The 23,352-nt window shown below is 53.1% G+C and carries 21 protein-coding genes and 1 other RNA gene; 16 read left to right on the top strand and 6 right to left on the bottom strand.

Annotated features, from left to right (window positions below; translation table 11 throughout):
- Window positions 1-57 precede the first annotated feature (57 nt).
- Both ssrA and smpB read right to left on the bottom strand, forming a co-directional pair.
- Window positions 58-464, bottom strand: a transfer-messenger RNA (tmRNA) gene (gene ssrA, locus ABD892_RS05505).
- 78 nt (window positions 465-542) lie between these two features.
- Entirely contained in the window at window positions 543-1,025 is a 483-nt protein-coding gene (gene smpB, locus ABD892_RS05500; RefSeq protein WP_345194399.1) for an SsrA-binding protein SmpB, read from the bottom strand.
- Between the two features lie 368 nt (window positions 1,026-1,393).
- Between smpB and ABD892_RS05495 the strand changes: the two genes are divergently transcribed.
- The 3 genes from ABD892_RS05495 to ABD892_RS05485 are packed head-to-tail and all read left to right on the top strand — an operon-like array spanning window position 1,394 to window position 3,542.
- On the top strand, window positions 1,394-2,767 hold the full coding sequence (locus ABD892_RS05495) for a sodium-dependent transporter (protein WP_345194398.1): 1,374 nt from the start codon (window positions 1,394-1,396) through the stop codon (window positions 2,765-2,767).
- Window positions 2,768-2,782: 15 nt separating this feature from the next.
- A complete protein-coding gene (locus tag ABD892_RS05490) occupies window positions 2,783-3,214 on the top strand; it encodes a type II toxin-antitoxin system RatA family toxin (RefSeq protein WP_345194397.1) in 432 nt (143 codons plus the stop codon).
- Window positions 3,207-3,542 (top strand): RnfH family protein, encoded by a 336-nt coding sequence (locus tag ABD892_RS05485; RefSeq protein ID WP_345194396.1) that lies wholly within the window; start codon window positions 3,207-3,209, stop codon window positions 3,540-3,542. The genes ABD892_RS05490 and ABD892_RS05485 overlap by 8 nt, the downstream gene beginning before the upstream one ends.
- 73 nt (window positions 3,543-3,615) lie before the next feature.
- On the opposite strand, the gene ABD892_RS05480 is transcribed toward ABD892_RS05485, so the two are convergent.
- Window positions 3,616-4,038: an outer membrane protein assembly factor BamE gene (locus ABD892_RS05480; protein WP_345194395.1), complete on the bottom strand. Its 423-nt coding sequence runs from the start codon at window positions 4,036-4,038 to the stop codon at window positions 3,616-3,618.
- Between the two features lie 111 nt (window positions 4,039-4,149).
- On the opposite strand from ABD892_RS05480, the gene fur reads away from it, so the two are divergent.
- A complete protein-coding gene (gene fur / locus ABD892_RS05475) occupies window positions 4,150-4,554 on the top strand; it encodes a ferric iron uptake transcriptional regulator (protein WP_345194393.1) in 405 nt (134 codons plus the stop codon).
- Between the two features lie 254 nt (window positions 4,555-4,808).
- On the top strand, window positions 4,809-5,273 hold the full coding sequence (locus ABD892_RS05470) for a hypothetical protein (protein WP_345194392.1): 465 nt from the start codon (window positions 4,809-4,811) through the stop codon (window positions 5,271-5,273).
- Window positions 5,274-5,313: 40 nt separating this feature from the next.
- Here ABD892_RS05470 and recN read toward each other — a convergent pair whose 3' ends face one another.
- Window positions 5,314-6,996, bottom strand: a complete 1,683-nt coding sequence (gene recN / locus ABD892_RS05465) for a DNA repair protein RecN (protein WP_345194391.1) — start codon at window positions 6,994-6,996, stop codon at window positions 5,314-5,316.
- A 243-nt stretch (window positions 6,997-7,239) separates the two neighbouring features.
- On the opposite strand from recN, the gene grpE reads away from it, so the two are divergent.
- The 4 genes from grpE (at window position 7,240) to ABD892_RS05445 (ending at window position 12,471) form a co-directional block, all read left to right on the top strand.
- On the top strand, window positions 7,240-7,860 hold the full coding sequence (gene grpE / locus ABD892_RS05460) for a nucleotide exchange factor GrpE (protein ID WP_345194390.1): 621 nt from the start codon (window positions 7,240-7,242) through the stop codon (window positions 7,858-7,860).
- A 275-nt stretch (window positions 7,861-8,135) separates the two neighbouring features.
- A complete protein-coding gene (dnaK, locus tag ABD892_RS05455; RefSeq protein WP_345194389.1) occupies window positions 8,136-10,070 on the top strand; it encodes a molecular chaperone DnaK in 1,935 nt (644 codons plus the stop codon).
- A 199-nt stretch (window positions 10,071-10,269) separates the two neighbouring features.
- Entirely contained in the window at window positions 10,270-11,409 is a 1,140-nt protein-coding gene (gene dnaJ / locus ABD892_RS05450) for a molecular chaperone DnaJ (protein ID WP_345194388.1), read from the top strand.
- 171 nt (window positions 11,410-11,580) lie between these two features.
- A complete protein-coding gene (locus tag ABD892_RS05445) occupies window positions 11,581-12,471 on the top strand; it encodes a hypothetical protein (RefSeq protein ID WP_345194386.1) in 891 nt (296 codons plus the stop codon).
- 10 nt (window positions 12,472-12,481) lie between these two features.
- Here the strand turns inward: ABD892_RS05445 and pdxY are convergent, their stop codons facing one another.
- Complete coding sequence (pdxY, locus tag ABD892_RS05440; protein ID WP_345194385.1) at window positions 12,482-13,348, bottom strand: pyridoxal kinase PdxY; 867 nt, start codon at window positions 13,346-13,348, stop codon at window positions 12,482-12,484.
- A gap of 130 nt (window positions 13,349-13,478) precedes the next feature.
- Between pdxY and dapB the strand changes: the two genes are divergently transcribed.
- The 5 genes from dapB to ABD892_RS05415 all read left to right on the top strand — a co-directional run bounded on the left by dapB (window position 13,479) and on the right by ABD892_RS05415 (window position 19,919).
- A complete protein-coding gene (dapB, locus tag ABD892_RS05435) occupies window positions 13,479-14,282 on the top strand; it encodes a 4-hydroxy-tetrahydrodipicolinate reductase (RefSeq protein ID WP_345194384.1) in 804 nt (267 codons plus the stop codon).
- A gap of 261 nt (window positions 14,283-14,543) precedes the next feature.
- The gene (gene carA, locus ABD892_RS05430; RefSeq protein WP_345194383.1) at window positions 14,544-15,674 is read left to right on the top strand and encodes a glutamine-hydrolyzing carbamoyl-phosphate synthase small subunit; all 1,131 of its coding nucleotides are present in this window, start codon (window positions 14,544-14,546) and stop codon (window positions 15,672-15,674) included.
- Window positions 15,675-15,752: 78 nt separating this feature from the next.
- Window positions 15,753-18,974, top strand: coding sequence for a carbamoyl-phosphate synthase large subunit (carB, locus tag ABD892_RS05425; RefSeq protein WP_345194382.1), 3,222 nt, complete (start codon window positions 15,753-15,755; stop codon window positions 18,972-18,974).
- Window positions 18,971-19,447, top strand: coding sequence for a transcription elongation factor GreA (gene greA, locus ABD892_RS05420; protein ID WP_345194380.1), 477 nt, complete (start codon window positions 18,971-18,973; stop codon window positions 19,445-19,447). Before carB ends, greA begins: the two co-directional genes overlap by 4 nt.
- 61 nt (window positions 19,448-19,508) lie before the next feature.
- Window positions 19,509-19,919 (top strand): hypothetical protein, encoded by a 411-nt coding sequence (locus ABD892_RS05415; RefSeq protein ID WP_345194379.1) that lies wholly within the window; start codon window positions 19,509-19,511, stop codon window positions 19,917-19,919.
- Window positions 19,920-19,958: 39 nt separating this feature from the next.
- Here ABD892_RS05415 and ABD892_RS05410 read toward each other — a convergent pair whose 3' ends face one another.
- Entirely contained in the window at window positions 19,959-20,267 is a 309-nt protein-coding gene (locus tag ABD892_RS05410; protein ID WP_345194378.1) for a YhbY family RNA-binding protein, read from the bottom strand.
- A gap of 202 nt (window positions 20,268-20,469) precedes the next feature.
- On the opposite strand from ABD892_RS05410, the gene rlmE reads away from it, so the two are divergent.
- Both rlmE and ftsH read left to right on the top strand, forming a co-directional pair.
- Entirely contained in the window at window positions 20,470-21,090 is a 621-nt protein-coding gene (gene rlmE, locus ABD892_RS05405; protein ID WP_345194377.1) for a 23S rRNA (uridine(2552)-2'-O)-methyltransferase RlmE, read from the top strand.
- Window positions 21,091-21,291: 201 nt separating this feature from the next.
- Window positions 21,292-23,247 (top strand): ATP-dependent zinc metalloprotease FtsH, encoded by a 1,956-nt coding sequence (gene ftsH / locus ABD892_RS05400; protein ID WP_345194376.1) that lies wholly within the window; start codon window positions 21,292-21,294, stop codon window positions 23,245-23,247.
- Window positions 23,248-23,352 lie beyond the last annotated feature (105 nt).

Genomic DNA, 23,352 nt, shown 5'->3' with positions numbered 1-23,352 from the left:
AACGGCCTTTTGTTTGCCTTGGTGTGCCTGAGTCTGTCTCAGTATTCAAGGCTTTGTTGGTGGAGGCGGCGGGAATTGAACCCGCGTCCGCCGATACTCCGCCCTTGGCTCTACATGCTTAGATCCGCCTTTGATTTAATTCTGCAACGACCCAGCGGTCGGGGTGAAGCAGAACGAGCCTGTGTTGTTTTAGTCGATCAGTCCCCAGACAAGGCTTCACGACGAGTCTGTTTGCTTTGACGATCTGAAAACCAGCCAACAGACAAGCCGGATAGATCGGATGAGTGCTGTTTTTAGGCAGCTACTCGACGGTCTTAGGCAGCCAGAGCTTCCTGACCGAAGAACTCATCATTGATAGTTGTTTTGGCAACTATAAGGTTTGTAGTGATTTTATTTACGAGAGCCACTACGCACTCGACATGCACCTTGGGTTTCGTTACCGCCGTCGAATCCAAATCGCCCCCGGATCGAAACCTTGCCGGTATTCTACTCTAAAACTCGGGCATAAAGTCAATAACTATTAAGCTATTGATTTTTAATGCTTAATTCCCTTTGTGCATAACGCGCTGTTTCTCGATGTTCCACTCCCGCTCTTTGGTCGTGGCGCGCTTGTCGAATTCTTTCTTGCCACGGGCCAGAGCGATCTGGACCTTGATCAGGTGTTTCTTCCAGTACATTTTGGTGCAGATGCAGGTATGCCCTTTCTGCTGGGTGGCGCTGAACAGTTGCGCCAGTTCCCGCTTGTGCAAGAGCAATTTGCGGTCACGCAGGGGGTCGGCCACAACATGGGTGGATGCCGTCTGCAACGGAACAATGGAGGCGCCGATCAGCCAGGCCTCGCCGTCTTTCAGGAGTACATAGCTGTCAACCAGCTGCACCTTGCCCTGGCGGAGGCTTTTGACTTCCCAGCCGGACAGGGTAACGCCTGCCTCGAACGTCTCATCAATGTGATAGTCGTGACGGGCCTTTTTGTTGACTACGATGGTTGAGTCGCCGCTACCGGCTTTTTTGGGTTTCTTTGCCATGGCGGAGAATTATACGTGCAGAAACCATAAAAGCCATGATGCTGATGAACGAAAAGTGTCAGAAAAACGCTTTTGTCGGTAAGGCGCAATGGTTTAGTGGTTGTACCCTATAGGCAAGTGGTTAGAATGTGCCCTGAGTGTCCGGCGTAGTGTTTCCCTCATCTGCATGGCTCTGGCTGATAACGCGTCAGTGGTAGCTGCTGTAGACGGATCTGGTGCATTAACCCCGTATCAAGACGAGCCCGCAGCCAGTGGTAATCCCGCGATGTTGCGACAGGATGGCGCTGATCGGACGCTCACCACTCTTTAGAGGGTATAAACCCCGACTGTTCACAGGCAACGCAGTAACCGTCTGTTCGAGGATTTACATGGGCGATCAGAAAACAGCAGCACTTGGCACCTGGGCCAACCGATGGACCTTTATTCTGGCGGCGGCGGGTTCCGCCATCGGGCTTGGCAATATCTGGAAATTTCCGTTTATCACCGGCGAATATGGTGGCGGGGCGTTTGTCCTGGTCTACCTGGTCTGTATTGCACTGGTGGGCATTCCTATCATGATGGCGGAAACTGTCCTTGGTCGGCATGGCCGGCATAGCCCGATAGTCACTATGCGGGAACTTGCCCGGGAGTCTGATGCGGGCAGGGGATGGTCGCTGGTCGGCTGGATGGGGGTTCTGGCTGGCTTCCTGATTTTGTCTTTTTATAGCGTGATTGCCGGTTGGGCTTTGGCGTTTACCTGGGATATGGGTAGCGGTGACCTGATGGGGCTCACCGGTGAGCAGGTCGGCGCGCATTTTGATGCCTTGGTTGCTAATCCAATGCAGTTGACGTTCTGGCATACCATTTTCATGGTGCTGACGGCGCTGGTGATTGCCCGGGGTATCCACAAGGGGCTGGAAAACAGTGTGCGGGTTATCATGCCGTTGCTGTTTGTACTGCTGATTGTGTTGCTGGGTTACAGCATTGTTGAGACGGATCAGTTTGGTCGCGGTTTTTCTTTCCTGTTTTCTTTTGATTTCAGCAAGCTGACCTGGGAAGCTGTACTGGCGGCAATGGGGCATGCATTCTTTACGCTGAGTCTGGGTATGGGCGCGATCATGGCTTACGGCGCTTATATGCCGAAGAGCGCTTCCATCGGTAGCACGGTAATCACTGTTGCGGTGCTGGATACCGTTGTAGCGTTGGTAGCAGGTCTCGCGATTTTCCCGATTGTTTTTGCAAATGGTATGGAGCCTGGTGCAGGTCCGGGGCTGCTGTTTGTTTCCCTGCCGACAGCCTTTGGGCATATGCCGGGCGGCCAGGTGTTCGGTGTTCTGTTCTTTGTGTTAGTGAGCCTGGCGGCACTGAGTTCATCGATTTCCCTGATTGAGCCGGCCGTTGCATGGGCGACGGAGCGTTTCTCCATGAGTCGTCTGGTGGCAACGTCACTGTTCAGTGCGCTGGTGTGGCTGATTGGTATGGGCACTGTCTTCTCATTCAACCTGTGGTCCGGTGAAGAATATCAGTTGTTTGGCATGACCGTGTTTGAACTGCTGGACTTTGTAACCGCCAATATCATGTTGCCGTTGGGTGGTTTGCTGATTGCTATCTTTGCCGGTTGGGTCATGAAGCGCTCCGTGGTCTACAAGGAGTTGAACCTCTCGCTGGGCAGGTTTAATCTCTGGCGGGCGCTGTGCCGGGTGATTGCACCGGTCTGCGTGTTCGTTATCTTTGTTGCAAACCTTTACAAGGCGATTGCCTGAGGAACGCCGTCACGGATGAAAACGATTCAACGGTCTGCGCTGGTGATGCATTCTGCCAGCGCGATGTATGGTCTGGTGAATGATGTGACAGCCTATCCCCAATTTCTGCCCTGGTGTGTCGGGGCAGAAGTGCTGGGGCAGGGTGATGACTGGATGGAAGCTCGCGTGGATGTCAGCAAGGGCGGTGTCACCCAGAGCTTTGTTACCCGTAATAAGCTTGAGGTAGACCGGTTCATTGAAATGCGTCTGGTCGAAGGGCCATTTACTGCATTGTCCGGTGTCTGGCATTTCAAACCCCTGATGGAAAACGCCTGCAAGGTCGTGTTAGACCTTACGTTTGATATGGATAATGCAGTGCTGAAGTCTACCGTTGGCAAGGTGCTGGATCAGGCGGCGAATCTCATGGTCGATGCTTTCTGCAAGCGGGCGGATGAAGTGTATGGTTGACAGTGTCAGTCAGATTGCCACGGTTTCTGAGATTCATGTCGAGGTCGCCTATGCCCGACCTGACCGGCAGGCCATTATTCCTGTCACCGTTCCGGCTGGTACGACAGTTTATGATGCTGCGCAAGCGTCAGGAATTGTGGGACAGTTTCCGGAAATTGATCTGGAAACTGCCAAGATGGGTGTTTTTGGTAAAGCCGTTGCAAAGCCTCATGAGCAGGCGCTACAGGGGGGCGACCGGGTAGAAATCTATCGCCCGCTCATTGCTGATCCGAAAGAAGTCCGCAAACGTCGGGCTGAAAAGGCGCGCTTGGCCAGGCGGCCCGATTAGTCAGTGTTTTTCTGTCATAAAAAAGGAGGCGTTACGCCTCCTTTTTTATGACAGGGCATGCTTGCCTGCTGGCTCAACGTTCATCTTCAGCCTGTTCTTTCATAAGGGTTTCTGCAGCACCCTGAGCATCGCTTTGCGCGTGCGTGCTGGCTTCCTGGTTAATTTCAGGGCGGAAATCACCATTGAAGCGAGTCAGTTTGTCATTTTCGAAGAAGAGGGAGAGGGTTTGCTGGGTTCGCTCTTTGCCGCCGGGCTTCAGGGTGTAGATGTAGTCCCAGCGATCCTTGTCGAAGCTGTCGGGCAGAAGTGGGGTGCCCATGACATACGCCACCTGGCTGCGGGTCATGCCAGGCTTGAGCTGGTTAATCATGTCCTGCGTGATGATGTTGCCTTGCTGGATGTCGATCTTGTAGACCCCGGGAAAGCTGACCATCTTGAAATCGCTATCGTCAGAGAACCAGGAGCAACCGCCCATTAACGCTGCAGTTATAGTCAAGGCCGGTAATTTCAGGTACTTTTGCATCGTCCAGGGACTTCCACTATCTTCGACGGAAATGAGATAATGACAATTTATACATTTTCAGGGGTTAAATAAAGGATTACTCAGTTGGAAAATCAAGAGCTGCGTAAAGCCGGGCTGAAAGTGACCCTGCCACGCGTAAAAATTCTGCAAATTCTGGAAAGCGCAGAAGACCGCCACATGAGTGCTGAAGATGTATATAAAGCGCTGATTGAGGCGGATGACGATGTCGGTCTGGCAACGGTATACCGCGTGCTGACCCAGTTTGAGTCAGCCGGTCTGGTGGTACGCCATAATTTTGATGGTGGGCACTCTGTTTTTGAGCTTTCCCGGGGTGAACATCATGACCATATGGTCTGTATGGAAACCGGAAAAATTGTCGAGTTCACCAACCAGGAAATCGAGCGTATCCAGAAGGATATTGCAGAAAAGCATGGTTACGAGTTGGTGGACCATAACCTGGTGCTTTATGTCAGGCCCAAGCAAAAATAACTAACAACAAACAATGGAACTGCTGGGGCTGCCTTGGGTGGTCCCTCGTCCAACCCCTTGCTTACCGTAGATATTGATCATTCAGAACTTTCGTCTCGCGCTCTTCAGGTTTTTTTATTCCTCTGATTGTTGCATTTGTCGTTTAAATGCTGAAAAACGTGGTAGCTAAAGGCTGCAGGTCTTTGTGTGATAGGGCTATCATCATTAGATAATGGCATTGATGTCTGACGAAGAATAACTATCCGGTGAAGCATATGTCATGGATACAGTGCTGCATACTGACCGTTTCGTTGACGGTTCTCTCCCTGCCTGCCAAGAGTGACTGGCGCCATTATGGTGCGTTGGACATGCTGCCTGATGTAATGCTTGCAGGAAATATTGTTGCTCCCACGCTCGCTATTTTTGTGGCGCAGGATAGTAATGGTGATCTATCGCTGGTTATCACGTTACCGTCAAATCCCAGCATTGCTGATACGACAGATCTGGCTTTCACGCTACCGAAAAATAAACCTTATACAACTGAGTTCCATGTGTTGCGGCGCACAGAAACCCATATTGTATTGAAAACCGGTGACATCGACCTGATTGAGATACTGTCTGGATTGCAAGGTGCTTATTCTTATGTGGACGTCAGTAATGAAAGCGTTGGGTTGCACCGGTTTGATCTGACAGGTATCACAACGGCGTTATTAGGGCTGGCGACTGCCAGCCTGAAATAAACTTGTATTTGTTGTTTCGTCAAAACGAGAGTGAATGTGTTCAGATTGTCGCTGATGCCTGGGCGCGCTCAATCATCTCGCGTGCATGGGCGACTGTGTGGTCAGTCAGTGTGACACCGCCAAGCATGCGGGCGATTTCCTGAGTGCGACGCTCTTCCTGCAGTTCATGAATCTGAGTACGTGTTGTCGCTTTGCTGTGTTGCTTGGAAACATGCAGGTGCTGATGTCCCTGTGAAGCTACCTGAGGCTGGTGTGTTACACAGAGTATCTGACCGTGGCCGCCCAGTTCCCGCAGCAGGCGACCCACGATTTCTGCGGTGCCGCCACCGATACCAACATCCACTTCGTCGAACACCAATGTAGGGATCTGGCAGCTTTTGGCGGTAATCACCTGTATGGCCAAACTGATACGTGACAGTTCACCGCCTGATGCCACCTTGTGTAATGGTCGGGCAGGCATGCCAGGGTTACTGGTAACAAGGAACTGGATGTCTTCATTGCCATGGGGGCGGAATTGACCGTTGACCGTGGACAGCTCGACTTTGAATTCACCGGCAGGCATGCCAAGATCCCGTATGTGCCGGATAACCGCCTTGGCCAGTTTCAATGCACCTTTCTGGCGTTTGACGGATAACTTGTCTGTTGTTGCTTTGTACTGTTTTTCCAGCAGTTCGAGTTCTTCCTGAAGCTGCTCAATCTGGTCATCGCTACTTTGCAGAGATGCCAGTTCGTCCTGTAGTTCCGTATACAGGGTGTGCAGTTCGGATGGCTGAATATGGTGCTTTCGAGCCAGTGAGTAGATGGCGGACAAGCGCTTTTCTATTTCCGGCAAACGCTCGGGGTCATCGTCAAAACGATCCATGAAATGGCGCAATTCATTACAGCATTCCTCAACCTGAATCTGGGCAGAGCAGATCAGCTCAATCGCATCTTGTATGGGTTTGTTGTCCAGATTCAATTCAGCAAGTAAGTTCTGGCAGGCGCTGAGTTGATGCACGATATTGCTGCTGTCATCTTCCATGCAGAGGGTCAGAACCTGGTCACAAGCCTTCATGGAACTGGTGGCGTTGGCCAGTTGCTTCTGTTCCTGCTCCAGTTGCTCCAGCTCATCCTTGCCAAGATTCAGTTGTTCCAGTTCCTCTACCTGGTAGCTCAGAAGCTGCAGGCGGGCGTTTTGCTCTTCGCTGGCGTTTCGGAGTGTTTGAATCCGGGTATGGCAATGGTGCCACTGTCGCCAGATCTGGCTGACCGTTGTGGCCAGCTCGCTGCTACCTGCGTAACCATCCAGAAGTCGGCGATGAGTCGCCGGTTTCAGCAGCGACTGGTGTTCGTGCTGGCTATGGATATCCAGCAGCATCTCGCCGATTTGGCGCAAATCGGCCAGTGGGGAAGGGGTGCCATTGATATAGCCGCGACTGCGCCCTTCGCGGGTGATGGTGCGGCGAAGGATGCATTCGTCACCCGTATCCAGTTCGCGGGATGTCAGCCAGGCTTGGGCATCAGGGCAATGGGCAAGATCAAAGGTGGCGCGGATATCGGCGCGCTCACTGCCGGTTCGGACACTATCAGGCTCGGCGCGGTCGCCGATGGCGAGTCCCAGGGCGTCAAGCATGATGGACTTGCCTGCGCCGGTTTCGCCGGTAATAACGGTCATGCCCAGTGCAAGGTCAAGATCCAGCTGGTCAACGATGGCGTAGTTACTGATAGACAGATGAGTGAGCATCGCAGCGTGTCCGAATGGTTTTCCTGATTATTTATACAGTATTTTTTGTGGGGCGCAAGCCGTGTAATCCATTTTTCCTGTGATTCGCTTTGTCAGTCTGAATAACGGGGTTGTCAGTGTTAGTCAGCAATTGTTTCTTCTTTTCAGCCTGTGCCTTGAATCGTCACAAACTGCCCCCATATCGCGATGCATTACCAGATTTCACTGACATGTGCAGTCAACTAATTGAGTCGGAGATTCGAAATGGCGGAAGACGATATCAAAACTGAGCAAACCCCATCTGAAGCAGAGGAGCAGGTTAAGGCTCAGGCCGCTGCAGATGATCAAAAGACCGGCCCGGTAGACGGGGCTGAAGCTGTTGAAGAAGGCAAGGGCGAGGTTTCCCTGGGGACCCTGCAGGCTGAGCTGGCCAAGGCTCAGGAAGAGCTGGCCAAGGCCCAGGATCAGGTGCTGCGTATGCACGCTGATACCCAGAACGTGAAGCGTCGTGCGCAGCAGGATGTGGAAAATGCCCATAAGTTTGGCCTGAAAAAGTTTGCAGAAGAGCTTCTGCCGGTTGTTGATAGTCTGGAGCGTGGGCTGGAAAGCGCGGATGCCGCTGAAGGCAGTCACGAGGCGATGAAAGAAGGTATGGAGCTGACCCTGAAACTGTTCCTGGACACTCTGAAGAAATTCAGTGTTGAACAGGTTAATCCGGTCGGCGAACCCTTTAATCATGACCTGCATCAGGCCGTGAGTCAGGTTGAGAGCCCTGATCAGGAGCCGGGTTCTGTCCTGAATGTGTTCCAGAAGGGTTACACCCTGAACGGCCGTCTGATTCGCCCTGCCATGGTGGTGGTCGCCAAGGCGCCTGCGGCGGTTTAAGCGACTGAAATGTCTGGGAATCCGCCTGTTCTATCGGTTGATCAAAGAGATTTGAATTTAAGCCTTGAAATGATGACAGACGGTTCCCATATAGCAAAGCAAGAGGCCAGTCACCGGGTGTAAGGTCAGTCTGAAGCGTCCCGGGATGCGACGGTAAATTGATCGGTGAGACACACTGAGACCGGGCTGGCATGGCAGGTTGCCACGGATTTCACAGTATTTGTAAATAGATGATTCAGACCTTCGCCAGACGAAGTGATGAAAGAGGGCTACAGATGAGCAATAACAGCAAAGGCAGAATAATCGGCATTGACCTGGGTACCACCAACTCCTGTGTGGCAATCATGGACGGTGGCCAGGTTAAGGTAATCGAAAACGCTGAAGGCGCACGTACTACGCCTTCTATCATCGCCTATACCAACGATGGCGAAACCCTGGTGGGTATGCCGGCCAAGCGTCAGGCGGTCACCAACCCTGACAATACTCTGTATGCCATCAAGCGTCTGATCGGTCGTCGGTTTGAAGACGCTGAAGTGCAGAAAGACATCGAAATGGTGCCTTACAAGATCATCAAGGCGGACAACGGTGACGCCTGGATCGAAGCCAAGGGGCAGAAAATGGCACCGCCTCAGATCTCTGCCGAGATCCTGAAGAAGATGAAGAAGACCGCGGAAGACTACCTGGGTGATAAGGTCACCGAGGCTGTCATCACTGTTCCGGCTTACTTCAACGACGCACAGCGTCAGGCGACCAAAGATGCTGGCCGTATTGCCGGTCTGGAAGTTAAGCGGATCATCAACGAGCCGACTGCTGCGGCACTGGCTTACGGTATCGACAAGAAAGCCGGTGACCAGACCATCGCTGTATACGACCTGGGTGGTGGTACCTTCGATATTTCCATCATCGAAATCGCTGACGTCGATGGTGAGCACCAGTTTGAAGTACTGTCCACCAACGGTGACACCTTCCTGGGCGGTGAAGATTTCGACATGCGCCTGATCAACTATCTGGCGGAAGAGTTCAAGAAAGAACAGGGCATTGACCTGAAGGGCGATCCGCTGGCGATGCAGCGTCTGAAGGAAGCCGCTGAGAAGGCGAAGATTGAACTGTCTTCTGCCCAGCAGACTGACGTCAACCTGCCTTATGTTACTGCTGACGCTACCGGTCCCAAGCACCTGAACGTCAAAGTGACCCGTGCCAAGCTGGAATCCCTGGTAGAAGACCTGGTTGCACGTTCTCTGGAGCCTTGCCGTCAGGCGGTTAAAGATGCGGAACTGGATCTGTCCAGCATTGACGAAGTCATCCTGGTCGGTGGTCAGACCCGTATGCCGATGGTTCAGCAGAAAGTGGCTGAGTTCTTCGGTAAGGAAGCCCGTAAGGATGTTAACCCCGACGAAGCCGTGGCCATGGGCGCCGCACTGCAGGGTGGTGTACTGTCCGGCGACCGTACCGACGTCCTGCTGCTGGACGTGACCCCGCTGACCCTGGGTATCGAAACCATGGGCGGCGTGATGACGCCGCTGATCGAAAAGAACACCACTATTCCGACCAAGAAGTCCCAGGTGTTCTCTACAGCGGAAGACAACCAGAGCGCGGTAACTATTCACGTTCTGCAGGGCGAGCGTAAGCGTTCCGGCGACAACAAGTCTCTGGGGCAGTTCAACCTGTCTGATATTCCTCCTTCGCCTCGTGGCATGCCACAGATTGAAGTGTCCTTCGATCTGGACGCCAACGGTATTCTGAATGTATCTGCCAAGGACAAGGCCACTGGTAAGGAGCAGTCCATCGTCATCAAGGCCTCTTCTGGTCTGAGTGATGAAGAGATCGATCAGATGGTCAAGGACGCTGAAGCGAATGCTGAAGAAGACCGTAAGTTCGAAGAGCTGGCGCAGGTTCGTAATACAGCCGACGGTTTGGTTCACGCAACTCGCAAGACGCTGCAGGAAGCCGGTGACAAGGCGACTGAAGAAGAGAAGACTGCCATTGAAAACGCTGCCAAGGAACTGGAAGAAGCGATCAAGGGCGACGACAAGGCGCTGATCGAAGAGAAGACCAACGCACTGAGCCAGGCGTCTGCGTCTCTGGCACAGAAGATGTACGCCGAGCAGGCTGCCCAGGGCGAAGGCGCTGAGCAGGCTCAGGGCGACAGCAAGAAAGACGACGACGTTGTCGATGCTGAGTTTGAAGAAGTCAAGGACGAGAAGAAGTAAGTCCGCCTGCTGCATGCAGAGCGCCATCAGCAAAACCAGTCCGGTAACGGGCTGGTTTTGTGGCGAGATACCATACGGCAACGCGGGCTTTGGTCCCGCGTTGTTGTTTATTGAACAGCAGCCATGACGCGCAGGTCGGGCTGGATACAGATTGAAGTACAAGCACTGCGACGCGCAGCAGGCACCAGGTTGAGTGGTTATGTCCAAAAGAGATTACTATGAGGTGCTCGGGGTTTCCCGGGACGTCGGCGAGAAAGAGATAAAGAAGGCTTATCGCCGCATGGCGATGAAGTTCCATCCGGATCGTAATCCCGGCGATAAGGAATCGGAAGAAAAGTTCAAGGAAGTGAACGAGGCTTTCGAGATCCTGTCTGACCCTCAAAAGCGTGCGGCTTATGACCAGTATGGCCATGCAGGTGTTGATCCTAACATGGGAGCAGGCGCCGGTGCCGGTGGTTTTGGTAATTTCAGTGATATCTTCGGTGATGTATTCGGGGATATCTTTGGTGGTGCAAGCGGTGGTGGACGTGGACGTTCGAGCATGCAGCGTGGTGCCGATCTTCGTTATTCACTGGATCTGGACCTGGAAGAAGCCGTTCGTGGTACCACCAAGAAAATTCGTATTCCCACCTTGGTGGAATGTAACACCTGCCACGGTTCCGGTGCGAAGAAAGGTAGTTCCCCGGTAACCTGTACCACCTGTGGAGGCCATGGTCAGGTACGAATGCAGCAGGGCTTTTTCACGGTTCAGCAAACCTGTCCTGAGTGTCATGGTTCTGGTCAGGTGATCAAGGATCCCTGCCCTGACTGTCATGGTGAAGGGCGTATCCGGGAATACAAGACGCTGTCTGTGAAAGTCCCGGCAGGTGTGGATACCGGTGACAGAATTCGTTTGTCCGGTGAGGGGGAGGCGGGTGTCAACGGTGGCCCGGCCGGCGACCTGTATGTTCAGATGGAAGTGCGTGAGCACCCGATATTTCAGCGTGATGGCAAACACCTCTATTGCGAAGTGCCTATCTCCATCATTGATGCGGCACTGGGCGGTGAGTTGGAAGTCCCGACGCTGGACGGCAAGGTCAAACTGAAGATTCCTGCAGAAACCCAGACTGGCAAGATGTTCCGTATGCGCGGCAAAGGGGTTCCGCCAGTACGTGGCGGTGGCGTCGGAGATCTGATCTGTAAGGTGATGGTGGAAACACCGGTTAACTTGACCTCTCACCAGAAAGACTTGCTTCAGCAGCTGCAGAAGTCTTTTGAGGATGAAAGCAATAATCACTCACCCCAGAAAAAGTCATTCTTCGAAGGCGTTAAAAAGTTCTTCGATAATATGACCTCTTGATCTATCCGTGATCTCACGCAAAGGCCGACAGACATGTCGGCCTTTTTTGTTCTGTGATAGGGCCTAGCTCCAGAGCGTTAATAGGCTCAGGTATGTAATGGGGAATACTCAAGTATTGGCGGGATTGCGCGAAGAAGTACTACAGGATCCAACAGACAAAGTGTCTGCCATATGCCGAGCATGCCTGCCTTTTTCAACGATTTGTCGCCTGCCAAGCGGTTCTTGCTGCAAGCGTTAGTGTTATTTGTCTCTGGCTTTTTGCTGGCGGCGGGTGTCAGCCATTGGTTAAGCCTGAATGCAGGCCCACCGGCGCAGGATCAGCATCTCTCCAGTGTTTCCACGGACACGGTGTTTATGTGCTCAGCCAATCCAGATGCCGGCCAGTGGGTCAATATCCCGGTTAACCTGAATCAGCCACATTTTCTTGTCGATGGAGATGAAGGGATTTATGAAGTGAACCGCTTTGAGGGGCAATCAATACAATACAATACAATACAGAAGAAAGCAGCAGACCATCTTGTGAATCAGGTGCGAGATGCTGTGGGTCAGCGCGGTTGGCACAACTTTGATCAGGCAATACGTGACGGGTTTTCCTGGTATCTACCCGGGCATTATGCAAAGAAAGAGTATTTGTATGATGAACAGATTATGGATCCTGAACGCCCAGAAGTGCTGATTTACAGCGGCAAGCGTTTAATTGGTGCCATGTTCCTGGCCACCTGTGAATCCTGTGATATTGATCTTTCCGGTCCCCAGCCTGGCGGTGCCCTGACGCAATGGCATTATCATATATTTAACTTCAATTTTTGTTTTCCGGATCGTCTGCCAGAAAAGGAGTTCAGTCTTGCCTTGCCTGGCAGTGATGGGGTGTGCCCGACAGGCGTGTTGACCAACCGGACGCCGGAAATGATTCATGTCTGGCTGGAAGATCATCCGGACGGACGTTTTGCTTCCGATGATGGTTTTTCGTTGCCGCCCGTCGATCAGGCCTGTGCCGGTGAGGATACCGGCACCTATCCATGCAATATTTCTGTTCGAGATCAACCAGACCTCGTCCGCTGAATCGTTTGATTTAGCGGATATCTGACACGCTGACAGCGGTAAATGTCTTGGGTGGTGAAACCAGGAAGTCCTGGGCAGCAATTAGCATCAACTCCCGGCTTTCGGCGCGCCACGTGGTTTCAAACAGGGCGTAGATAGCGCCGGCGATATGCTCCAGGGCGGAACGGACATTGCGGTGCTTGAGATAGTGCGCCAGGAAGAGTGCCGTGGTGGCGTCGCCAGAACCATTGAGAGGAATAGGGAATACCAGTTTCGGTGTTTCGACCAGCCAGGCGCCTTCACGGCTTACCGCCATCATTTCAATCTTGGTTGGGTCGGTGTTTTCCCGCTCAAGGCTGGTGACCAGGATAATTTCTGCACCGGTTTCGCGCAGGGCGTGTGCGGCGGAAAGGGCACTGTCGAGATCTGTGACGGCCTGGCCTGTCAGTAATTCCAGTTCGAACTGGTTGGGGGTCAGAATATCGGCGTGGGTAATGACATTATCCCGGAAGAACTCGGGAATGCCCTCACGGACAAAAACGCCCCGGCCATAATCACCAATAACCGGGTCGCAGCAGTAGATGGCTTCTGGGTTGGCAGTTTTGACTTTGTCCACTGCTTCCAGAATGACATCGCCGATATCTGCCGATCCCATATAGCCAGACAGCACAGCGTTGCAGTTAGGTAGCACGCCTCGTTCTTCAATGCCGGTAATAACATCGCGAACGGTATCTGCGGCAATCACAGGGCCACGCCAGGCGCCATGACCGGTGTGATTGGAAAACATCACGGTATGCACCGGCCAGACCTCGAGCCCCATACGCTGGAGCGGGAAAATCGCAGAGCTGTTGCCGGCATGGCCGTAGGCGACGTGGGACTGAATCGACAGAATATTCATGGATGAACTGCTTGTTACGGGTGTAAAACATCGCGCAGGCTCGGGTAATACGGTGCGCGGGGTTGCTGTTTGCACTGTAGCGGTTAGACTCCTTGCCTTTCAACTGCATAGATCAATAAGAGGCAGAGACATGACAAACGTTGCTGTAGTTGGTGCCGCCGGTCGTATGGGAAAAACACTGGTTGCCGCGCTGCATCAGACTGAGGGTGTCAAACTGACCGTTGCTATTGATCGTCCGGACAGTTCGCTGATCGGAGCGGATGCCGGTGAACTGGCCGGTATTGGAAAAGTCGGTGTAACTCTGGCGTCAGACCTGTCTGCTCATGTGGCTGATTTTGATGTGGTCATTGATTTCTCTGCGCCGGATTACACGTTGGAAAATGTTGCCCTTTGTCGTGAAAATGGCAAAGGGATCGTCATCGGTACGACCGGGTTAACCGATGCGCAGAAGCAAACGCTTAAGGACGCGGCTGAAACCATTCCTGTGGTATTTGCGCCTAACATGGGTGTTGGTGTGAACCTGGTATTCAAGCTGCTGGAAATGGCGGCGAGGGTGCTGGGAGATGATGTCGATATTGAAGTCATTGAAGCTCATCATCGCCATAAGGTGGATGCACCTTCCGGCACCGCCTTGCGAATGGGGGAAGTGGTTGCAGAAACCCTGGGACGCGATTTGAAAACCTGTGCCGTCTACGGTCGTGAAGGACAGACTGGTGCCCGCGATCGCAATACTATTGGTTTCGCCACGGTTCGGGCGGGCGATATTGTGGGTGAGCACACAGTGATGTTTGCCGCCGAAGGTGAGCGCGTTGAAATTACCCACAAGGCCAGCAGTCGGATGACCTTTGCCCGTGGTGCCGTAAGGGCCGCCGGCTGGTTAGCAGATAAAAAACACGGTCTGTTTGATATGCAGGATGTATTGGGGCTGCGTTAGTCGTCAGCTGCAGGTCAGTGATACTTACGGGCTGGTTAGTGTTTTACTGAAAACGAATAGGTATTTATAGCTATCGGGCCAAGCTTCTGGTAGGATGCTGAAAATTTGCGCCGGGTTGGATCAGGATGCCCGACCCGGGGAAGAATAAAACGCAATTTGGGCAGTATTCATGAAAAAGCGAGATGGAACTTGGTTGCATCTCGCTTTTTTACGACCAGAATAACAGTGCAGCAAATAAGCAGTCAGTACGGGGAGGACGCCTTGAGCAGACCAGCCATTCTCGCCCTGGAGGACGGAAGTATTTTCCAGGGGGTTGCCATTGGCGCAGATGGTGAAACCAGTGGTGAGGTGGTATTCAATACCGCCATGACCGGATATCAGGAAATTCTTACCGACCCTTCTTACGCTCGACAAATTGTTACACTCACCTATCCCCATATTGGCAATACCGGCACGACCCCTGAAGACGAAGAAGCGTCTCAGGTCTGGGCAGCCGGTTTGGTCATCCGGGATTTACCACTGCTCGCCAGCAACTGGCGTAACCAGCAGCCGCTTGATGAATACCTGAAAGAACGCAACATTGTTGCCATCGCAGATATTGATACCCGTCGGCTGACCCGTATCCTGCGGGAAAAGGGCGCCCAGAACGGTTGTATCATTGCCGGTAAGGCGGCGACAGCCGAACGGGCGCTTGAGCTGGCTGGCCAGTTCCCCGGTCTTAAGGGGATGGATCTGGCGAAGGAAGTAACCACCGATGCAAGCTATCCATGGATTCAGTCCGTCTGGCAGCTGGATACGGACAGCCATCCTGACCAGTCCCATGCGGATTACCATGTAGTGGCTTATGACTTCGGGGTGAAGCGTAACATCCTGCGTATGTTGGCAGCCCGTGGCTGTCGGCTGACCGTGGTGCCAGCCAAGACACCGGCCGCCGATGTCCTGGCCATGAACCCGGATGGCGTCTTCCTCTCCAATGGCCCCGGGGATCCTGAGCCCTGCGATTATGCGATTGAGGCCATTCAGGACATTCTGAAAACGGATATTCCTGTATTCGGCATCTGTCTGGGGCATCAGTTACTGGCACTGGCCAGTGGTGCAGAAACAGAAAAAATGAAATTCGGGCATCATGGTGCGAACCATCCGGTTCAGGATTTGTCTACCGGAGTAGTGATGATCACCAGCCAGAACCATGGGTTTGCCGTGTCAGAAGAGAGCCTGCCGGGTCATCTTAAACCCACACACAAGTCCTTGTTCGATGGTTCTTTGCAGGGGGTTGAACGTACGGACCGGCCCGCCTTCAGCTTCCAGGGACACCCGGAGGCGAGTCCTGGTCCCCATGATGTAGCGCCACTGTTCGACCGCTTTGTCACCATGATGGCGGAACGACGATAAACCCGTTTTACCACGCGTTATCAGGTGGAGGCCGGTGACCCCGGCCTTTGGCAACCAGCAAGAATTCAGAAGAATACCATGCCCAAGCGTACAGACATCCAGAGCATACTGATCCTAGGCGCCGGCCCGATTGTGATTGGCCAGGCCTGTGAGTTCGACTATTCCGGTGCCCAGGCCTGCAAGGCGTTGAAGGAAGAGGGTTATCGGGTCATTCTCGTTAATTCCAACCCAGCCACCATCATGACCGATCCGGCGATGGCGGATGCAACCTATATTGAGCCTATCCGCTGGGAAACGGTCGAAAAAATCATTGAAAAAGAACGGCCCGATGTTCTGATCCCCACCATGGGCGGGCAGACGGCGCTGAACTGCGCCCTGGATCTTCATCACAAGGGTGTACTGGAAAAGTATGGCGTCGAAATGATTGGCGCCGATGCCGCGACCATCGATAAGGCGGAAGACCGGGATCTTTTCGACAAGGCCATGAAAAATATCGGCCTGGAAACACCCCGTTCCGGTATTGCTCATTCGATGGATGAAGCTTTGCAGGTCGTCAGTAAGCTGGGTTTCCCCTGCATTATTCGTCCCTCGTTCACGATGGGCGGTGCTGGTGGCGGTATTGCTTATAACCGGGAAGAATTCGAAGAAATCTGTGAGCGTGGCCTTGACCTTTCTCCGACCTCTGAACTGTTGATCGACGAATCACTGATCGGCTGGAAAGAGTACGAGATGGAAGTGGTGCGGGATCGTAATGACAACTGCATCATTGTTTGTGCCATTGAGAACTTCGATCCCATGGGTGTGCATACGGGTGACTCGATTACTGTTGCACCGGCGCAGACGCTGACGGATAAGGAATACCAGATCATGCGTAATGCCTCCCTAGCGGTATTACGTGAGATTGGTGTGGAAACCGGCGGTTCCAATGTTCAGTTCGGCATCAATCCGGAAGATGGCCGGATGGTGGTGATCGAAATGAATCCGCGGGTTTCCCGTTCCTCCGCGCTGGCCTCCAAGGCGACCGGTTTTCCGATTGCCAAGGTCGCGGCGAAACTGGCGATCGGTTATACGCTGGATGAATTGCAGAATGATATTACCGGCGGAGTGACGCCAGCCTCTTTTGAGCCGGCAATTGATTACGTTGTCACCAAAATCCCGCGGTTCGCCTTCGAGAAGTTCCCGCAGGCGGATGACCGGCTGACGACGCAGATGAAATCTGTCGGTGAGGTGATGGCGATTGGTCGGAACTTTCAGGAATCCATGCAGAAGGCGCTGCGGGGACTGGAAGTGGGTTCCGATGGGTTTGATCCACAGCTGGATATTAATGATGCTGATGCGCCTGAGCGTATCCGTGAAGGGCTGGTGACGCCGCGCGCCGAGCGCATCTGGTGCGTGGCGGATGCATTCAGGGCTGGATTCTCTCTGGATGATGTCTTTGACCTGACCGCGATTGATCGCTGGTTCCTGGTGCAGATTGAAGATCTGGTTCGGGAAGAGCGGGCTCTGGCCGGAATCTCGCTCAGTGCCCTGGATGCTGATCGGGTTTATCGCCTCAAGCGCAAAGGCTTCAGTGATGCCCGTCTGGCAACGTTGCTCAATGTCAGTGAGCGTGAATTCCGTGAATATCGACAGTCACAGAATATCCATCCGGTTTTCAAGCGGGTGGATACCTGTGCCGCAGAGTTTGCTTCGTCGACAGCCTATATGTATTCGTCTTATGACGAAGAGTGTGAGGCTGCGCCTTCCGAGCGCCAGAAAATCATGGTTATTGGCGGTGGGCCAAACCGGATTGGACAGGGAATTGAGTTTGATTACTGCTGCGTTCATGCAGCGCTGGCCATGCGGGATGATGGCTATGAAACCATCATGGTTAACTGCAATCCCGAAACCGTTTCCACAGACTATGACACCTCAGATCGTCTCTATTTCGAGCCGGTAACACTGGAAGATGTGCTGGCCATTGTTGATGTGGAAAAGCCGGCCGGTGTGATTGTCCAGTATGGTGGCCAGACGCCTCTGAAACTGGCTCGTGCCTTGGAAGCGGCCGGTGTGCCGATTATCGGTACATCTCCGGAAGCGATTGACCGGGCGGAAGATCGGGAGCGTTTCCAGCAGATGATCGAGAAGCTGGGGCTCAAGCAGCCGTCTAATGCGACGGTTCGTAGTGTTGACGAGGCGATGGTCAAGGCTTCGGAAATCGGTTACCCGTTGGTGGTTCGCCCCTCTTATGTGCTGGGTGGCCGTGCCATGGAGATCGTCAATGCGGAAGAAGATCTGGCGCGATACATGAATGAAGCTGTTCAGGTTTCTAACGAAAGCCCAGTGCTTCTAGACTATTTCCTGACCCATGCGGTCGAAGTGGACGTGGATGCGGTCTGTGATGGTGAGCAGGTCGTTATCGGTGCGATCATGCAGCATATCGAACAGGCCGGCATACATTCCGGTGATTCCGCCTGCTCTTTGCCCCCGTACAGTTTGAGTGAATCCGTTCAGGATCAGATCCGTGAGCAGGTGCGCAGTATGGCGCTAGAGCTGGGGGTTGTGGGTCTGATGAATGTCCAGCTGGCCATTCAGGATGATGAGATTTATGTCATCGAAGTCAATCCGCGGGCGTCCCGGACCGTGCCGTTTGTCTCCAAGTGCATCGGGTTGTCACTGGCCAAGGTGGCGGCGCGTGTCATGGCAGGCAAAACGTTGAAAGAGCTCAGCTTTGAGCAAGAAATTATTCCTGATACCTGGTATGTGAAGGAAGCGGTTTTCCCGTTTAATAAGTTCCCGAGCGTAGATCCTATTCTTGGGCCGGAAATGAAATCCACCGGTGAGGTCATGGGCGTTGGTGAGTCATTCCCGGAAGCGTATGCGAAGGCGCAGTTAGCGGTGAAGATGGCTCTGCCCAGTGGTGGGCGGGCGATTCTCAGTGTCCGCGAACGGGATAAGCCCTTGGCGCCGGCTGTTGCACGCTTGCTGCTGGCGGCCGGGTTTGATCTGCTGGCCACCCGTGGAACGGCAGCAGTCCTTAAGGAGGAAGGTATTCCTGTGACCGTGGTGAACAAGGTCAAGGAAGGGCGTCCTCATCTTGTAGACATGATCGTGAATGGCGAAATCTCCCTAGTGGTTAATACTACAGAGGGTCGCCAGGCGATAGCCGATTCTTATACAATTCGGCGATCCGCACTCACACACAAGGTCCTCTATACCACCACGATGGCGGGTGCCGAGGCGATAGCCCAGGCCATTTGTTTTGGGCCGGAAAAAAGTGTCAGACGTCTACAGGATTTACATAAGGGTATTGCTGGATGAAGCGTTTTCCCATGACCGTGGAGAGTGAACAGGCTCTCCGCGAGGAATTGCACCGCCGTAAAACAGTGGATCGGGCCCGTATCGCGGAGGCGATCGCTGAAGCCCGTGAGCTGGGTGATTTGAAAGAGAATGCTGAATACCACGCTGCCCGCGAGCAGCAGAGCTTTAATGAAGGCCGCGTTCAGGAGCTGGAAGGTAAGCTGTCCAATGCGCAGGTGATTGATATCACCACCATCGAAAATACCGGCAAGGTGATTTTTGGTGTGACGGTTTCACTGATCAATACCGGCACGGATGAAGAGGCTGTGTACAAGATCGTGGGTGAAGATGAAGCGGATATTAAGGACGGCAAGATTTCTGTGTCATCTCCCATTGCCCGTGCGCTGATTGGTAAGGAAGAAGGCGACGTTGCCGTTGTCCAGACGCCGAAAGGCAGTGTGGAATATGAAATTGATGAAGTGAAACATATCTGATCACTTCGTTGCAAAAGCTGCCGTTCAGGCAGCTTTTTTTTATCCGGAAAAAGGTGGTTTTATGGTTCAGAAGCAGGTGCCGTTTATCCGTTTGTCGGGCATTACGCTGATGTTGCTGCAGACGCTTTGGTGTGGTGGTATCTGGATAGTGGCTTATCTGGTGAATCCGGTGTTGGTGCGGACCGGTGGCAAGTATCCGGATATCGTGATCATGTTGAGCCAGGTAATGATTGGTCTGGCGCTGGTGTGTACCGGGATTGTGCTGGCGTTTTGTCTGGCGGAGCGTGGATTCAGGGCGTTACGACATGCCTATGAAAAACTGCTGGTTGCAGCCATGGCCGCACAGGTGGTGGGTTTTGTTGGTCTTGTTTATCTGCCTGTCATGATTGATGTCTTTCTGGCTGTTATCGCATTGCTGGCCGTGTTTGTGGTGATTTATTCCGTCCAGCACTTGCGTGAGGAAAAAGGCTGATTCCTGTCATCCGTGGCAGGAAATTGCCTTGATGGTTGCTCAGCCGTGCTGACGAAGAATGTTGGACAACCGGGGAGAAGGCTCTTTGGCCGCTTTGTAAATCAGGGCGATTTTGCCAATGGTCTGAACCAGTTCGGCTTTGCTGATGCCGCAGAGTTCAGCAATGACAGCACGTCTGGCGTCGCGGTCACCAATGGCGAACTTCACTTTGATCAGTTCGTGGTCGTCCAGGGCGCGTCGGGTTTCTTCAACCACGCCTTCGGTAATGCCGTTGTCGGCTACGATAACAACCGGCTTCAGGTTGTGGCCGATGGCCCGGAAGCTGCGTTTGCGTTCGGAGGATAGCATGCGCGTTTATCTCACTTGACTGTCTGGGTGCGGGGTGCCCCGCGGGACGCCGCATTGTACTGGTCGTGCCCGGTAATGCAACTTGCGGTAAGGCGCTACGGGATAACCCGTGTTAGTCAGGACTTCCTTTTTGGTTAACATTCGCCGTCGTTGGCTCTAGAATAGCGCTCCTGTTAAATACTCCCTTCTTAGTTCGTTATCTATGGCAAGATCCAAAAGTAGTGGTCGTTGGCTCAAGGAGCACTTTGACGACCAGTTTGTCCAGCAGTCCCTGAAAGACGGCTATCGCTCCCGGGCCAGTTATAAGCTGCTGGAAATTGATGATAAGGATCGTCTGTTTCGCCCCGGCATGAATGTCGTTGACCTTGGTGCTGCGCCCGGTGGCTGGACCCAGGTTGCTGTTGAACGGGTGGGGGACCATGGCCGGGTCGTGGCATCGGATATTCTGCCGATGAACCCGATTGCCGGCGTGGCATTTGTTCAAGGCGATTTCACCGAAGATGCGGTATTGCAGGCGATTCTGGCAGAGACAGGATCTTCCGGTATAGACCTTGTAATTTCTGATATGGCCCCCAATATGAGTGGTATGAAGGCCGTTGACCAGCCAAAAGCCATGTATCTTGCGGAACTGGCGCTGGATCTCGCAATTCAGACATTGAAACCGGGTGGGGCATTTTTGACCAAGATTTTCCACGGCGAGGGATTTGATGAATACCTCCGTGCCATGCGTGGATCCTTTGGCAAGGTGATGACCCGCAAGCCGCTGGCTTCAAGGGCACGTTCCCGTGAAACCTACCTGTTAGGCAGGGATTTCCGGGGCTGAAATCGATAGAGCAGGACTATCTGGGATATAGCAGCAGGCAATAGCCCGGATGCTGTCTAAGGCAGGCATTCTGTAGTAAGGTTTAGTTGTAGCGTCCCGGTAGTATAACCGCGTACAATGAGAATCGCGCTACGTCCTGAGCGCTCTGAGAGTGTCCAGCCGTACCGTATACGCTCAGTGAGGGTAGACACTTTGAACGACATGGCAAAAAATCTGATTTTATGGGTGATCATCGCCCTTGTGCTGCTGACCGTCTTCAAGAACTTTGACGGGATGCAGACGTCCACGCAAAAGATTAGCTATTCCGACTTTATTACCCAGGTAGATAACCGTCAGGTCAGTCAGGTGACCATTGATGGCTATACGCTGACGGGTGTTCTCAGTGATAACAAGCGTTTTGAAGTCAACCTGCCGCCTACCGTCCGTGACGACAAGTTGATGGACGAGATGCTGCGTAACAATGTTCAGGTTGAAGCCAAGCCGATTGAAAAACAAAGCATCTGGACCCAGCTTCTGGTAGCAAGTTTCCCGATCCTGGTGATTATCGCTGTTTTCATGTTTTTCATGCGTCAGATGCAGGGGGGCGGTGGTGGCCGTGGTGGCCCCATGAGCTTTGGTAAGAGCAAGGCGCGTCTGTTGTCTGAAGACCAGATCAAAACCACGTTTGCCGATGTGGCTGGTGTGGATGAAGCCAAGGAAGACGTTCAGGAACTGGTCGATTTCCTGAAAGATCCAGGTAAGTTTCAGCGCCTGGGTGGCCGGATTCCCCGTGGTGTCCTGATGGTCGGTTCGCCGGGTACGGGTAAGACACTGCTTGCCAAAGCTATTGCCGGTGAAGCCAAAGTGCCATTCTTTACCATTTCCGGTTCAGACTTTGTGGAAATGTTTGTGGGGGTGGGTGCCTCCCGTGTCCGTGACATGTTTGAGCAGGCTAAGAAGCAGGCGCCTTGTATCATTTTTATTGACGAAATTGATGCCGTGGGTCGTCATCGAGGTGCTGGTCTTGGTGGTGGTCATGATGAACGTGAGCAGACGCTGAACCAGTTGCTGGTTGAAATGGATGGTTTTGAAGCCAACGATGGCATTATCGTCATTGCTGCGACTAACCGTCCTGATGTACTGGATCCTGCGTTGTTGCGTCCCGGTCGTTTCGACCGTCAGGTCGTGGTGCCTCTGCCCGATATTCGTGGTCGTGAGCAGATTCTGAAAGTCCACATGCGTAAGGTGCCGATTTCTGATGATGTGAATCCGGCTGTTATTGCGCGTGGTACGCCTGGCTTTTCCGGTGCGGATCTGGCCAACCTGGTTAACGAAGCAGCCCTGTTTGCTGCTCGTTCCAATCGCCGTGTTGTACGCATGGAAGAGTTCGATCTTGCCAAGGACAAAATCATGATGGGCGCTGAGCGTAAGTCCATGGTGATGAGCGAGAAAGACAAGGAGATGACCGCTTATCATGAGGCTGGTCATGCCATTGTCGGTCGCATGATGCCTGAGCATGATCCTGTTTATAAGGTGACCATTATCCCCCGTGGCCGTGCGTTGGGTGTTACCATGTACCTGCCTGAAGAGGATAAGGTCAGCTATAGCCGTCGCTATTTGTTGGGCCGGCTTTCTTCACTGTACGGTGGACGTATTGCAGAAGAGTTGCTGTACGGTGCAGACGGTGTCTCAACAGGAGCATCAAACGATATTCAGCAGGCAACTCAGATGGCGCGGAGTATGGTCACCAAGTGGGGCTTGTCTGAAAAGCTTGGGCCGCTGCTTTATGCTGAAGAAGAGGGTGAAGTCTTCCTGGGTAAGAGTCAGGGTGCTCATCATGTGAATGTTAGTGGTGAAACGGCCAAAGTGATTGATGAGGAGGTTCGTGCCCTCATTGATGATTGTTATGGTGAGGCGAAGCGCATCCTTGAGGAAAATCGCGACAAGCTTGAGTTGATGAAGGATGCATTGATGGAATATGAAACCATCGGTGTTGATCAGATCGACGATATCATGGCGGGTAAGAAACCTCGTCCACCCCGTGACTGGAATGAATCCAATGGCAATGGTGGTGCAGCAGCTGTATCAGAAGCACCTGATGTGAATGATGCAGATGATTCGTCCTCCAAGCCTTCAGAGGACGGTGGTGCGGGTTCTGTTCCCGGATCTGCAGGCTAATTGCCAGTAAAGTGGGAAAGCCCGGCATTGTCCGGGCTTTTTTGTTGCTTCGCCGTGTTGTGACAGTGCGGGTATTGCTTTTGTCAAAAACGCGGATGGACACTT

Source organism: Kistimonas scapharcae (assembly GCF_039540975.1).
In the GTDB taxonomy this organism is placed as follows: Bacteria; Pseudomonadota; Gammaproteobacteria; order Pseudomonadales; family Endozoicomonadaceae; genus Kistimonas; species Kistimonas scapharcae.
This window is presented reverse-complemented; position numbering and strand designations above follow the sequence as displayed.

Excerpts from the sequence above, each read along its gene's own strand:
- ABD892_RS05495 (WP_345194398.1), top strand. The coding sequence starts at position 1,394 with ATGGGCGATCAGAAAACAGCAGCACTTGGCACCTGGGCCAACCGATGG.
- ABD892_RS05415 (WP_345194379.1), top strand. The coding sequence starts at position 19,509 with ATGGTTCAGAAGCAGGTGCCGTTTATCCGTTTGTCGGGCATTACGCTG.
- rlmE (WP_345194377.1), top strand. The coding sequence starts at position 20,470 with ATGGCAAGATCCAAAAGTAGTGGTCGTTGGCTCAAGGAGCACTTTGAC.
- ftsH (WP_345194376.1), top strand. The coding sequence starts at position 21,292 with ATGGCAAAAAATCTGATTTTATGGGTGATCATCGCCCTTGTGCTGCTG.
- greA (WP_345194380.1), top strand. The coding sequence starts at position 18,971 with ATGAAGCGTTTTCCCATGACCGTGGAGAGTGAACAGGCTCTCCGCGAG.
- smpB (WP_345194399.1), bottom strand. The coding sequence starts at position 1,025 with ATGGCAAAGAAACCCAAAAAAGCCGGTAGCGGCGACTCAACCATCGTA.
- ABD892_RS05490 (WP_345194397.1), top strand. The coding sequence starts at position 2,783 with ATGAAAACGATTCAACGGTCTGCGCTGGTGATGCATTCTGCCAGCGCG.
- dnaJ (WP_345194388.1), top strand. The coding sequence starts at position 10,270 with ATGTCCAAAAGAGATTACTATGAGGTGCTCGGGGTTTCCCGGGACGTC.
- pdxY (WP_345194385.1), bottom strand. The coding sequence starts at position 13,348 with ATGAATATTCTGTCGATTCAGTCCCACGTCGCCTACGGCCATGCCGGC.
- dnaK (WP_345194389.1), top strand. The coding sequence starts at position 8,136 with ATGAGCAATAACAGCAAAGGCAGAATAATCGGCATTGACCTGGGTACC.
- ABD892_RS05485 (WP_345194396.1), top strand. The coding sequence starts at position 3,207 with ATGGTTGACAGTGTCAGTCAGATTGCCACGGTTTCTGAGATTCATGTC.
- recN (WP_345194391.1), bottom strand. The coding sequence starts at position 6,996 with ATGCTCACTCATCTGTCTATCAGTAACTACGCCATCGTTGACCAGCTG.
- dapB (WP_345194384.1), top strand. The coding sequence starts at position 13,479 with ATGACAAACGTTGCTGTAGTTGGTGCCGCCGGTCGTATGGGAAAAACA.
- carB (WP_345194382.1), top strand. The coding sequence starts at position 15,753 with ATGCCCAAGCGTACAGACATCCAGAGCATACTGATCCTAGGCGCCGGC.
- grpE (WP_345194390.1), top strand. The coding sequence starts at position 7,240 with ATGGCGGAAGACGATATCAAAACTGAGCAAACCCCATCTGAAGCAGAG.
- ABD892_RS05410 (WP_345194378.1), bottom strand. The coding sequence starts at position 20,267 with ATGCTATCCTCCGAACGCAAACGCAGCTTCCGGGCCATCGGCCACAAC.
- ABD892_RS05445 (WP_345194386.1), top strand. The coding sequence starts at position 11,581 with ATGCCGAGCATGCCTGCCTTTTTCAACGATTTGTCGCCTGCCAAGCGG.
- ABD892_RS05470 (WP_345194392.1), top strand. The coding sequence starts at position 4,809 with ATGTCATGGATACAGTGCTGCATACTGACCGTTTCGTTGACGGTTCTC.